Genomic DNA, 13,199 nt, shown 5'->3' with positions numbered 1-13,199 from the left:
ATCACCAGGTCGGCGCGCAGCATCTGGTGCTGCGGCGTGCAGTGCTCGGGCTCTTCGATGCACGAGGCCAGCCGATCCAGCGCCAGCGCGCCGAGCTCGGTGATGCGCGCACGCACGGTGGTCAACGGCGGGTTGACGTAGCGGCTGATCGGGATGTCGTCGAAGCCGGCCAGCGCGATGTCGGCCGGCACCTGCAGGCCCGCTTCATTGAGCGCGGAAAGGCAGCCGATGGCCATCGCGTCGTTGCTGGCGAAGACGGCCGTCGGCCGCTCGGTCAGCGCGACGATCTGGTTGCCGACGCGAAAGCCCGATTCCTGCGTGAAATCGCCCTGCAGCACCTGCTCGTCCTGGCCCGGCCGCAGCTCGGCCAGCGCCGAGCGATAACCCCGCAGGCGCTCGTGGGCTTCGAAGTTGCTCTCAGGCCCGGCGACAAAGGCGATGCGCACGTGGCCGCGTTCGACCAGGTGGCGCACCATCGCGAACGCGCCGCTGTAGTTGTCCACCGCGAACGAGGAATGCTTGCCGCCGACGACCTGCGTGTTCATCAGCACCGCCGGCAGGCCGTCCGGCACATTGCCCCACAGGAAGTCGGCATTGGCATGCGGGCTCATCACCAGCAGGCCGTCGACGCGGCCATTCATCGCGCGCAGCGCGGCGGCGGCCTCGGTGGCGTCGCCATGCGAGCTGGACACCAGCAGGTGCAGTCCGCGTGCGCGGGCCGCCAGGTCGATGCCACGGATCAGCTCGGAAAAGTATTCACCGTGCAGATCAGGCAGCAGCGCGCCCACCGTGTGCGTGCGGCGCGAGATCATCGAACGCGCCGCCTGCGACGGGATGAAGCGCAGCGCGGTGGCGATGCTCAGCACATGCTCGCGGGTCTGCTCGGTGACGTTCGAATGGCCGTTGAGCGCGCGCGACACGGTGGCCACCGACACGCCGGCTTCGCGCGCAACGTCCTTGATGGTCACGGCCATGGTGGGTACCGGTTCGGCTCAGAGCGCTTCGTCCAGCACGCCGCCATGCGACGCGATGACCTGGGCGTAATAGCGTGCGCTGTCCTTGGGCGTGCGCTCCAAGGTCGCGAAGTTCACATGCACGATGCCGAAGCGCTTGGAGTACCCCAGCGACCATTCCAGGTTGTCCATCAGCGACCAGGCGAAATAACCCCGCACATCCACGCCCTGGCCGATGGCCGCATGCACGGCCTTCAGGTGCTTCTGGAAGTAGTCCACGCGCAGGGGGTCCCGCACGCGGCCGCCCTGCGCCACCGGCGGGTCGAAGAAGGCGGCGCCGTTTTCGGTCACGTACTGCGGGATGGGACCATAACGGTCGCGGGCCCAGGTCAGCGTGTCGGTCAGGCCCTGCGGGTAGACCTCCCAGCCGGTCTCGGTGTAGGTCGACAGCGGTTGGCGGACCGGCACGGCTTGCAGCGGCCACTGCTGCGCGTCGTGCCGCACGACGTTGCGGGTGTACCAGTTGATGCCGAGGAAGTCGATCGGCTGCTTGATCAGGTCGAAGTCCTCGGCCGGCCACTCGGGCCAGGCTTCGCCGAAGATCTCGTGCATCTCGTCCGGATAGTGGCCGAGGAACACCGGATCCAGGTACTGACGGTTCATGTACGCGTCCGCACGGCGCGTGGCGGCCAGGTCTTCGGGGGCGTTCGTGGCCGGGTACTTCGGCTCGATATTGACCACCAGGCCGACCTGGTGCTTGCCGTGTGCACGATAGGCCTGCACCGCCTTGCCATGCGAGCGCAGCAGCTGGTGCGAGGCGATCGGCGCCTCGAAACGGTTGCGGTGGCCGGGCGCCAGTGCGCCATGCAGGTAGCCGCCGTCGGTGACGACCCAGGGCTCGTTCAGCGTGGCCCAGAGCTTCACGCGGTCGTCCAGGCGGCGATACATCACGCTGGCGTAGTCGGCGAACCAGTCGGCCACATCAGGGTTCAGCCAGCCGCCGCGGTCGTCCAGCGCGGCCGGCAGGTCCCAGTGGTACAGCGTGGCCATCGGCTCGATTCCGTTTTCCAGCAGCGTGTCGACCAGGCGCTCGTAGAAGCCCAGTCCACCTTCGTTGACGCGGCCGCGGCCTTCCGGCATCACCCGCGCCCAGGCGATGCTGAAGCGGTAGGCGGTGAGGCCCAGCGACTTCATCAGCGCCACGTCCGCGGCCATGCGCTGGTAGTGGTCGCAGGCCACGTCGCCGGTGTCGCCGTCCTTCACCAGGCCCGGGGTGCGCACGAAGCGGTGCCAGATGCTGGGGCCCGCGCCATCGGCGAGCGGCGAGCCTTCGATCTGGTAGGCGGACGTGGCAGCGCCCCACAAGAAACGGGGCGGGAATCGAAAGTTCGAGGGCATGGGCGATAGCGTCCGGATGGCGTGATGTAAACGTTATCACGCAGCTCATGGCGCAGTAAAACGTTTTCATGCCGGGGTTTTCCCGTGTCTTGGCACGGTCGCCCCGTCAGCGCGGTCGCCCGTCGGCACGGCCGGAAGCAGGCTTGGTCGGGAGCAGGCGGATCCGGCATGCTGCGGCCTTGCGCATGGGGCCGCCCTCAAGATCGGGCGCCCAGTGGCCGATAGAGCAGCCATGGCCGGCTCTGCCGGCCGCCACTGCTAGACTTCCCGCGCTCCATGATCACCAAGACTGCCGCGATGAACGAGGCCCCTGCCAGCCCCGCCGTGATCGAAGCTCCCGGCAACCTGTTTGTCGTTGCCGCGCCCAGCGGCGCCGGCAAGTCCAGCCTGGTGAAGGCCTTGCTGGAACTGGATTCGCACCTGCGCGTGTCGATCTCGCACACCACGCGGGCCCCACGCGGCCAGGAGCAGCATGGCCGCGAATACTGGTTCATCACCAAGCCCGAGTTCGAGCAGATGGTGGCCCAGGGCGACTTCTTCGAGTGGGCGCAGGTGCATGGCAACCTGTACGGCACCTCGCGCAGCGCGGTCGAGCAGCGCCTGGCCGCCGGTGACGATGTGGTGCTGGAGATCGATTTCCAGGGTGCGCTGCAGATCAAGCAGATCTTTGCCCATGCGGTGCTGATCTTCATCCTGCCGCCCAGCTGGGAAGAGTTGCGTCAGCGCCTGATGCGCCGCGGCGAGGACCACCCCGAGGTCATCGAACAGCGCATGGCCAATGCCCGCGAAGAAGTAGCGCAGGCCCGACACTTCGATTTCGTTATAATCAACGCCTTGTTCGAGACGGCGCTTTTCGATCTGAAAACCGTCGTTCATTCCCAGCGCTTGAGATACGCCGCACAACTGCGCAATCGGTCGCACGTATTCGCCGCACTGGACCTGAGCTGAATCCCTTCGGCTCACCCTTTAGTAGAAACAAGGCAAGCCCATGGCCCGCATCACTGTCGAAGACTGCCTGCAAAAAATCCCCAACCGCTTCCAGCTGGTGCTGGCCGCTACCTACCGCGCCCGCATGCTGAGCCAAGGCCACGCGCCGAAGATCGACAGCAAGAACAAGCCCGGTGTCACCGCGCTGCGCGAAATCGCCGAAGGCGAAATCGGCATCGAGATGCTGCGCCGCGTGCCGCTGTAAAGCAGGCTGGCACCAGCAGCATCAGGCTGCTGAACAACAAGGGCACCCCAGGGGTGCCCTTTTTCATGGGCCGGGGATGCGCCGATCCATGTGCTGATGCAAGCCGCGCAGGACTTGTGGCCGTTCCTTCAGCAACAAGCCCCGGCTTTTTCGGGACGTGACAGTTCAGCGCAGCAAAGCACGCTAAATTCGGGCCATGGGGATTCGATCATTCGCCGCCGAGTTGCTGCTGCCTGCCGCACTGCAGCCACGCCTGCGCAACAACACCCCCGACATCACGCCCAAGGCCGAGGCCGCCTCGTTCGCAGCGCTGGCCGACAAGCTGGCCTACCTGGGCAAGGCCGAGAACAAGCTGATCCGCGAAGCCTACAAGTTCGCAGACGAAGCACACTTGGGCCAGTTCCGCGCCAGCGGCGAACCCTATATCACGCATCCGCTGGCGGTGGCCGGCATGGTGGCCGACTGGCGGCTCGATGCCCAGGCGGTGATGGCCGCGCTGATGCACGACGCGATGGAAGACTGCGGCGTCACCAAGGTCGAGTTGATCGAACGCTTCGGCGCCCCCACCGCCGAACTGGTGGATGGCCTCACGAAGTTGGACAAGCTGCAGTTCTCCACGCGTGAAGAAAGCCAGGCCGAAAGCTTTCGCAAGATGTTGCTGGCGATGGCGCGCGATGTACGCGTCATCCTGGTCAAGCTGGCCGACCGGCTGCACAACATGCGCACGATGGCGGCGATGGCGCCGAACAAGCGCCAGCGCATCGCCCGCGAAACGCTGGACATCTACGCGCCGATCGCCCACCGCCTGGGCCTGAACCAGATCTACCGCGAGCTGCAGGAACTCTCCTTCGAGCACCTGTACCCCTGGCGCCATGGTGCGCTGGCCAAGGCGGTGAAGCGCTCGCGCGGCTACCGGCGCGACATCGTCGAGCGTGTGCACGGTGAAGTCGAGAAGGCCTTTGCCACTGCGAAGATGAAGACGCTGGTCTCCGGCCGCGAGAAGACCGTGTATTCGATCTACCGCAAGATGCGCGAGAAGCATGCCGGCTTCGCGCAGGTCAGCGACATCTTCGGCTTCCGCATCGTGGTGCCGACGCTGCCGGACTGTTACCTCGCCTTGGGCGTCCTGCACCAGCTGTACAAGCCGGTGCCCGGGCGCTTCAAGGATTACGTCGCGATTCCCAAGCCCAACGGCTACCAGTCGCTGCACACCACGCTGGTCAGCCCGCTGGGCACGGCGGTGGAATTCCAGATCCGCACCGAGCAGATGCATGCGGTGGCCGAAGCCGGCATCGCCGCGCACTGGCTCTACAAGAACGACCGCAAGGGCGGCGGCGAAGCGCAGCCGATGGGCGCGATGTGGCTGCAGTCGCTGCTGGACATCCAGGACGAAACCCGCGATTCGGCCGAGTTCCTGGAGCACGTGAAGATCGACCTGGTGCCCGAGGCGGTGTACGTCTTCACGCCGATGAGCAAGATCATGGCCCTGCCGCGCGGCGCCACGGCGGTCGACTTTGCCTACGCCATCCACTCCGACGTCGGCGACCACTGCGTCGCCGCCAAGGTCAACGGCGAGCCGGTGGCGCTGCGTACCGAGCTGAAGAGCGGCGATGTGGTCGAGGTCATCACCGCGCCCGGCGCCAAGCCCAACCCGGGTTGGCTGAACTTCGTGCGCACCGGCCGGGCCCGCTCGAAGATCCGCCACTTCCTGAAGACCATGGAGCAGGAAGAGTCGCGCAGCCTCGGCGAGAAACTGCTGGCGCAAGCGCTGCGCAGCGAAGGCCTGGCCCTGCCCTCCACCGACCCCACCGATGCCGATGCCGGCCAGGTGTGGCAGCAACTCACGCGCTGGAGCGGCAATCGCGGCCGCGGCGAACTGCTCACCGACATCGGCCTGGGCCGCAAGATCGCGACCATCGTCGCCAAGCGCCTGGCCCAGCTGATGACCGAGCGCGGCGCCCGGCCGGACGCCTTGACGCTGACGCTGGGCCGCTACGGTGCAGCCGACGACAACGCGCCGACGCAGGGTGGCGTCGTCATCGACGGCAGCGAAGGCGCCTCGGTGCAGCTGGCCACCTGTTGCCGGCCGATTCCGGGCGATGCGATCGTCGGCTACCTGGGCCGCGGCGAAGGCCTGCTGGTGCACACCGCCGAATGCCACAACGGCAAGCGCCTGGCCGAGCGTGACCCCGAGCGCTGGATGGCGGTGGAATGGGCCGAACAGCCAACCCGGCCCTTCGAAACCATGGTGCTGGTGCTGGTGCGCAACGGCAAGGGCGCGCTGGCGCAGGTGGCGGCTTCGGTGTCGTCGGCCGAAGCCGACATCACGCACATCGACATGGACAACGAGCGCGACACCGATGTCGCCGAGTTGCGCCTGCTGGTGGCTGTGCGGGATCGGCTGCACCTGGCCGACCTGCTGCGCACCGTGAAGCGCTCGGCGCCGGTGCTGAGGGCTTCCCGCGTCAAGCCCTGAACTGTCGCGCCACCCAGGCGCTTCTCCAGGAACGCCGCCCGCTACCGCGCCTGGATTGCCCGGCAGCAGTGACCCGATCGAACCGGCCAGATCACCGCGCGACGCCGGGGAGAGCGAAAAATGTCACTCGCCGGCATGCGATTTGTTCATCACCTCGAACTAGGGGTGGGCCCTAAAGTGGCCCCATTCACCCCGAGACGACGCCAATGATGACCTCGCCCATCCTGCGTGCACCGTTCGCCGCCCCGTTCGCGCAGCCGCTGTGCCGCATTCCGTCCGACCTGGCGGCCAGCTGGCGCCTGGCCAACGGCACGCCGGTGCAGCTGCGGCCGGTGCTGCCCAAGGACGGCCCGGGCCTGGCGAATCTTGTCGCCGGCTTGTCCAAGGCCAGCCGGCATGCGCGCTTTCCTGGCGCCGCCGAAGCCTTGTCGGCCGCCCAGCTGGCCGAGCTGACCGAGCTGGACTTCGACCACCATGTCGGATTCGTGATCACCGTGCCCGACGAAGGCGGCGAGCGCATCATCGGCGAAGCGCGTTTCATGGTCGACGGCAACACCGGCAGCGCCGACATCACGCTGGTGGTGGCCGACGCCTGGCAGCGCCATGGCATCGGCACGCAGGCGCTGCTGGCCATCGCCCGTGCGGCCGCCCGTCGCGGCCTGCGCTGGCTGCGCTGCGATGTGGCCTGCAGCAACCGTGCGGCACTGACCCTGTTGCACCACTGCGGCTTCACCCGCACGCCGCACCCCGAAGAAGACGACATGGTGCAGCTGCACCTGCTGCTGCTGCCGCCGTTCCCGGGCTGAGCCGCGGGCCCCGCGGGCCTGACCTTCCCCATGCCTATACTTCCGCGTTACGGGCCACGAGCCCGCTCTGGGCCGGGAACGGGCGTCGGCGGTGCGATTCGAACAAATCCTGGATGCAGCGTCCGAGCTGTTGCAGCGCCGCCAGCGGGTTTCGGGCCGCGCGCTGCAGCGTGAATACGCGCTCGACGACGCGGCGCTGGCCGATCTGGTCCACGAACTGGTGACGGTGCTGCGCGTGGCGCAGCTCGATGACACCGGTGTGCTGAGCTGGGCCGCAGCGGCCGGTTCAGCGGCTCTCCCGTCCGCAACACCACACACAGCATCACCGACAGCCGAGGCCGAGCGTCGGCTGATCACCGTGTTGTTCTGCGACATCGCCGGCTCCACCCGCCTGGCCGGCCGGCTGGACCCCGAGGACTGGCGCGACCTGCTGCGCACTTACCAGCAGCAATGCGCCGCCGTGCTGCAGCCGCTGGGCGGCCACATCGCGCAGTACCTGGGCGACGGCATCCTGGCCTACTTCGGCTGGCCGCAGGCCCATGAAGACGACGCCGAACGCGCCGTGCGGGCCGCGCTGGCGCTGCAGCCCGCCGTACAACGCGCCAGCGCCGTGAAGCTGGCCGCCGCGTTACCGGGCGGCCTGCGCATCCGCGTCGGCATCCACACCGGCGTGGTGGTGGTCGGCGAAATGGGCACCGCCGAGCGGCGCGAATCGCTGGCACTGGGTGAAGCGCCGAACCTCGCCGCGCACATCCAGCAGCGCGCCGCGCCCGGCACGGTGGTCGTCAGCGACACCACGCTGCGCCTGCTGCGCGACGCCTTCATCACCGAAGACCTGGGCCTGCACCGGCTGAAGGACAGCGCGCAGCCGATGCGCCTGGCCTGGGTGCAGGGCGAGCGCGACCCCGGCGAGCGCCAGCCCGGGGCCCGCGCGCCGCTGATCGACATCGAAGGCCGGCTCGCGCTGCTGCACCAGGCCTGGGCAGCGGCACGCAGCGGCACCGGCCGGGTGGTGACGCTGCGCGGCGAGCCAGGCCTGGGCAAGACACGGCTGGCCAACGAGCTGCGGGCCGCGCTGCAGGCCTCCGGCGCCGAGACCATCGTGCTGCGCTGTTCACCGTTCCACCGCCACAGCGCGCTGTACCCGCTGGCTCAGCACCTGGCGCGGCGCAGCGGCCTGAACCCGCAATCGGCCGACGACGAGGTGCAGGAACGCCTGGGCACGCTGCTCGCCGACGCCGGCATCCAGCGCGACGACGCACTGGCCCTGCTGGCCGCGCTGGTGGTGCCTGCGTCGGTGCCGGCGCAGCCGGCCGCGGGCATGAGCCCGGCCGAGCTGATGCAGGGCACGCAGCAGGTCTTGCTCGATTGGCTGGCCGGCACCTCGCCGCGCAAACCGGTGCTGCTGCTGTGCGAAGACCTGCACTGGGCCGACCCGTCGACGCTGAAACTGGTCGAGCGCCTGGTGGCCCGCGCCGCGACGACCCGCGGCCTGATGCTGTTGCTGACCCAGCGCCCCGATTTCGACCCGCCCTGGCTGCTGAACACCGAGCGCGAACTGATCGAGCTGCAGCGCCTGCCGGCCGACGCCATGCGCTTGCTGGTGCGGGGCCTGGTGCAAGAAGCGCTTCCGGCCGGTCAGCCGCCGCGCGAGCTGCCGGCGCCGCTGCTGGAACGCATTGTCGAAACCGCCGATGGCGTGCCGCTGTATGCCGAAGAAATCCTGCGTGCCGTGCTGGATGGCCAACAGGCCGCCGCTGCCGCCGGCCCGGGCAGCGGGCCGGACGGCGGTGCAGCGTGGCCGGCGCAGATGCCGACCACGCTGAACGCCTCGCTGATGGCGCGGCTGGACCGGCTGGGCAGCACCAAATCGCTGGCCCAGACCGCGGCGCTGCTGGGCCGCGAGTTTTCCTTCGAGTTGCTGGCCGCGGTCAGCGAGCGGCCGGCGCCCGAGCTGAGCCTGGGCCTGCACCAGCTGGTCAGCGCCGGGCTGCTGCTGCGGCGCGGCATCGCACCGCAGGCGCGCTACGTCTTCCGCCACGCCTTGCTGCAGACGGCGGCTGAAGAGTCCTTGCTGCGCAGCGCCCGCAAGACGCTGCACCAGCGCATCGCCACCGTGCTGGCCGCGCAGTTCCCCGGCGTGCTGGAACTGGAGCCGGAAACCGTGGCGCGGCATTTCAGCGAGGGCGACGAGCCGCTGCGCGCCCTGCCCTTGTGGCGCCGCGCCGGTGAACGTGCGCTGGCCCGCTCGGCGGTGATCGAAGCGCTGGCCGACCTGGACCAGGGCATGGCGCTGCTCGAATCGCTGCCGGAGGGGGAACAGCGCGAGCGCGCCGAGCTCGGCCTGCAGGTGCTGCGACTGGCCGCCTTGCGCGCATCGCAGGGCGTGGCCGCCGCCGCCACCGGCGCCGCCAGCGAGCGCGCCGTCGAACTGGCCCGCGCCCTCTACGACGAAGGCGCGATGATCACCGCGCTGAACGGCCTGTATGCCTACCACATGGTGCGTGGCCAGTGCGCCGCGGCACTGGCGCCGGCGCGGCAGCTGCTGTCGGTGGCGCGCACCAATGCCGATCCGACGATCGAGATGATCGCCCACCGCGCGCTGGGCGCCGTGGCCTTCCATGTCGGCGACCCGGCCACCGCCCGCGCCCACCTGCAGCGCGCGCTGGCGATGTACGACCACAAACGCCATGCCGGCTTGGCCCATGCCCAGGGCATCGACCACAAGGTGATGGCCGGCAATTTCCTGGCGCTGACGCTGTTCGTGCTCGGCGACGAAGCCGCGGCGCAGGCGCTGCAGGAAGAGCTGATCGCGCATGCCGAAGCCATCGGCCATGCGCACAGCCTGGCCCAATCGCTGATCTTCGGCTGCCTGCTGCTGTCGCTGCGTGAACAGGGGCCGGCGCTGGCCCTGCTGGCCGAACGCACGGTGCAGGTCGGACGCGAACACGGTTTTGCACTGATGGCCGGCGCCGGCCAGTTCTTCCAGGGCGCAGCCTTGCTGCACCAGGGCCAGCCGGCTGCCGCGCTGCCGGTTATGCGCGACGGCGCCGCCGCCTGGTGGGGCACCGGCGCGCGCAACTACCGCGCGCACGGCGAGATGCTGATGGCCCAGGCCGAAGCCGCGCTGGGCCGGCTCGACGATGCGCGCATGCTGCTGATGGCCGCGCATGAAGGCATCACGCTGACCGGCGAGGTCTGGGCCGAGCCCGAACTGCGCCGCGTCGAAGCGCTGCTGCTGCAAGAGGCCGAAGGGCCTGCCGCCTGCCGCCGGCGCCTGGCCGACGCACTGGCGCTGGCCGAACGCCAGGGCGCGCTGATGTGGCAACGGCGCAGCGCCGCGGCGCTGGCCGCTCAGGACTTGCCATTGGCGGGCCTGGGTGGTCCGCCGGCCGATGCGACATCCGCCGTGGGTGACGCGGCATCCGCCGTCGATGATGGGGTGTCCGCCGTCGGTGACGCGGCGTCCACCTTGGGCGACCCCGCCGCGCCGTCTGCCGACAGCGCCCCGCCCTCGACCACCACGCCCTGACGCCACCAGGCCTGCAGCAGCGTGACCGCGGCCTGCGCACCCAGCAGCGCCGACCAGGCCTGCAGCACCCGGCCCACCGTGTTATGTGGCGCCAGCGCGGCCAGCAAGCCGGCCACCGGCTGCCCCTGCACATAGCCCACCGGTGCCGGCAGGCCCGGGTGCAGCAGCGCCGGCGCGGCGACCACCCAGTCGCCATCGAGCATCGGCGCCGGGTGGAACCGGATGCGCCGGTCGAGTTGGATGCGCTGTTCCAGCGCCGGCAGCGGCGGCCGGAGGCCGAGGGGTTCAGACTCATCCGGCGGATAGGCCCTGGCCGCGTCATTCGCCTGCCATTGCCAGAACGGCGAACCGAACTGCCCGGCCGCCTGCGCCAGGAAGCCGGCGCGCCAGTGGCCGTGGCGCTGCTGCTCGCGCTGCAGCTGCTGTTGGTAGAAGGCCAGGGCCAGTGCGGCATCGGCCGGCCGGCGCAGCATCGTGTGCAGGCAGGCGGCGCCCTGCACACCGCTGCGCAGCGCGGACACCACGCCTTGCGAGGACAGCGGGTCCAGGCTCAGCGCCGCCTCGCCGACGCGCAGCAGGCCGGCGGCGATCACCGGTTCGGCCAGGCGCGGCGTGGCATCGGCGATGCGCAGCTGCAGCGGACCCTGGCCGCGCAACATCGGCGCCAGCAGGTCGCAGCGCAACAGCTCGTCGCGGTACAGCCGCAGGCGGGCTGCGGCATCCAGGCCCGCCAGCCGCGACGCGGCAAGAAACAAGGCCGCCGTGCAGCCCCCATCGGCCTGCGGCGCCGCCCAGGCCCAGGCCTCGGGCTGGGCTTGCACGCGGCTGTCGGTGTCACCACGCAACCCAGTGGCCGCCCACGAGCCGACCAGCGCCGCGCTGCGCAGCGCACCCGGCACCGGCGCCCCGGCGCGGCCGGTGGCCAGCACCAGCGCATCGGCCAGCAGCGTGCGGCCGTCATGCAGCGGCACGCGCCAGCGGCCATCGGCCGTGCGTTCGGCCGGCCGCGCCGCGGCCGGGTACCAGTGCACGCCTGCCGTGCGCGCGGCATGCCGCAGCAGCGCGTCGAAGCGCGAGCGCTCGAGTTGGAAGCCGGGCTGCGGGTCCTGCTGGCGCTGGGCCGGGCCGGCCCACTGCACCCAGGCACCTGTCGGGCGCAGAAAGCCCGCGCCGTTGACCACCTGCTGCACGCCCAGCGTGGCCAGCCAGGGCTGCACCGCCGCCGGCACCGACTCCACCACCGCCGGCCGGCCCGGGCCACCGCGCTCGACCAGCGTCACCTGATGGCCCAGGCGGGCCAGGCGCAGCGCACAGGCGCAGCCGGCCGGGCCGGCGCCGATGACCAGGATCTCAGTCGAAGAGGCCGGGCCTTGCATGGTCAATGCGCACATAGGCGCCCAGGCAATGCGCCAGCCAGCCACGAATGAAATCGCAGGCCTGGCGGCCGCCGTGCTGCACCTCGTGGTGGCAACCGCCGCCGCAGAGGTAACGTGCCCAGCAGCCGGCACAGGGCTGCTGGCGGTCGACATGGCGCTCGGACAGCCACTGTGATCGGGCCGCCTGGTCCAGGCCCTGCTGCACATCGCCGAAGGCCGCCGTGTCGTCGCCGACGAAGCGGTGGCAGGCGTTCAGCTGGCCATCGGCCGCGACACCGAGGTAGCCGGCTCCGGCGCCGCAGGGCAGCGGCCGGTGCGTGCCGCGGTGGATCTCCTGCAGCGCCGCCATCAGGTTGCCGAAGGGATAGGCTTCGCCACGCAGCCAGCGGCGTTCCGCCTCCTGCGCCAGCCCGGTCATCTGCGCCAGCAGGCCGGCCATGTGGCCGGCGTTCAGCGCCAGCTGGCCGTCGCGCGAATGCAGGGCCGGCGACACGCCGACGCTGTGGAAGCCCAGCGACATCAGGTGCTCGACGCTGGCGCGCAGGTCGTGGTGGCGCGTCGTCACCGTCAGCCGGGCACTGGCCTGCAGTCCGCCGCTCACCTGGCGCGATAGGAGGGGCTGCAAGCGCGACAGGATGCGCGCATGGCTGCCGGTGCCGCCCAGCGTCGGGCGCAAGGCGTCCTGCAGCTCGGCCTCGCCGTCCAGGCTGACGGTAACGGTGAAACCATGCTCGGCGAGGAACGCCGCATCGTCCTCGTTCAGCAGCGTGGCATTTGTCGTCAGCGCGAAGTTCAGCGTGATGCCGCGCTGCGCGGCGCGCTCGGCCGCATGCCGCGTGACCCGGCGCAGCAAGGCGCGTTCGGTCAGCGGCTCGCCGCCCATGAAGGCCAGGCTGGCGCGGCCGCCGGCATCGATGCTGTCGAGCAGGCCCTCCACCGCCTGGCGCGCGACCTCCCAGTCCATCGCCTTCGCCTCGCCGCCGAAGCTGCCTCCGTCGGCATAGCAGTAGCCGCAGGCCAGGTTGCAGCGCTGCGCAATGGCCAGCGACAGCGCGTTGACCAGCGGTGCGTCGAAGGACGTGCCGATCGCCGGCACACCCAGCAGGCCCAGCGAAGCCAGCAGCGCGCGCTCGGCCGCCGGGCCGCCACGCGCAGCAGCGTCGGCCAGCGCCTGCGCGAAGCCGGCATCGACGTCGTAGATCCGCGAGCCATCCGCCACCAGCACGTGGTGGCTGGACGCGGTGCGAAAGCTGAAGGCCTGCGACGGCCCGCGCGGCGCGGCCGGCCGCCGCGAAATGGCGGACACCAGCACGCTGGCGATCACACTCATGTCAGGCCTCCATGGCGCCGAAGCGATACCCTCGACGCATGAACCCGGAGCCAAGCAGGGGCCGCGGATCCGGCTTTGCCGGTCCGCTGGCGCCGCCCCCTTGAGGGGGAAGCGCCGAAGGCGCTACGGGGGTGGT

General features: G+C 70.2%; 8 protein-coding genes and 1 pseudogene. 5 read left to right on the top strand and 4 right to left on the bottom strand.

Features of this window, described 5'->3' with window-relative positions; genetic code table 11:
• Positions 1-974 (bottom strand): LacI family DNA-binding transcriptional regulator (locus VLK61_RS23790; RefSeq protein WP_325424627.1); only part of this gene is annotated, 974 nt, incomplete at its 3' end.
• 18 nt (positions 975-992) lie between these two features.
• Complete coding sequence (locus VLK61_RS23785; protein WP_325424625.1) at positions 993-2,351, bottom strand: GH1 family beta-glucosidase; 1,359 nt, start codon at positions 2,349-2,351, stop codon at positions 993-995.
• A gap of 327 nt (positions 2,352-2,678) precedes the next feature.
• Between VLK61_RS23785 and gmk the strand changes: the two genes are divergently transcribed.
• The 5 genes and pseudogenes from gmk to VLK61_RS23760 all read left to right on the top strand — a co-directional run.
• Positions 2,679-3,299, top strand: a complete 621-nt coding sequence (gene gmk, locus VLK61_RS23780) for a guanylate kinase (protein WP_325424631.1) — start codon at positions 2,679-2,681, stop codon at positions 3,297-3,299.
• Positions 3,300-3,339: 40 nt separating this feature from the next.
• Positions 3,340-3,543, top strand: coding sequence for a DNA-directed RNA polymerase subunit omega (gene rpoZ / locus VLK61_RS23775; RefSeq protein ID WP_325424623.1), 204 nt, complete (start codon positions 3,340-3,342; stop codon positions 3,541-3,543).
• Positions 3,544-3,739: 196 nt separating this feature from the next.
• Complete coding sequence (locus VLK61_RS23770; protein ID WP_325424621.1) at positions 3,740-6,019, top strand: RelA/SpoT family protein; 2,280 nt, start codon at positions 3,740-3,742, stop codon at positions 6,017-6,019.
• 206 nt (positions 6,020-6,225) lie between these two features.
• Complete coding sequence (locus VLK61_RS23765) at positions 6,226-6,825, top strand: GNAT family N-acetyltransferase (protein ID WP_325424619.1); 600 nt, start codon at positions 6,226-6,228, stop codon at positions 6,823-6,825.
• Between the two features lie 91 nt (positions 6,826-6,916).
• Positions 6,917-8,311, top strand: a pseudogene (locus VLK61_RS23760) (adenylate/guanylate cyclase domain-containing protein); the annotation flags it as partial.
• 1,868 nt (positions 8,312-10,179) lie between these two features.
• Here the strand turns inward: VLK61_RS23760 and qhpG are convergent.
• The gene (gene qhpG / locus VLK61_RS23755; protein ID WP_325424618.1) at positions 10,180-11,733 is read right to left on the bottom strand and encodes a flavin-dependent monooxygenase QhpG; all 1,554 of its coding nucleotides are present in this window, start codon (positions 11,731-11,733) and stop codon (positions 10,180-10,182) included.
• On the bottom strand, positions 11,708-13,063 hold the full coding sequence (locus tag VLK61_RS23750) for a radical SAM/SPASM domain-containing protein (RefSeq protein ID WP_325424616.1): 1,356 nt from the start codon (positions 13,061-13,063) through the stop codon (positions 11,708-11,710). The genes qhpG and VLK61_RS23750 overlap by 26 nt, the downstream gene beginning before the upstream one ends.
• Between the last annotated feature and the right edge of the window lie 136 nt (positions 13,064-13,199).

Source organism: Aquabacterium sp. (assembly GCF_035476535.1).
Lineage (GTDB): Bacteria > Pseudomonadota > Gammaproteobacteria > Burkholderiales > Burkholderiaceae_C > Pseudaquabacterium.
Note: the sequence above shows the minus strand (reverse complement) of the source record. Positions and strands in the feature narration are given on the sequence as shown.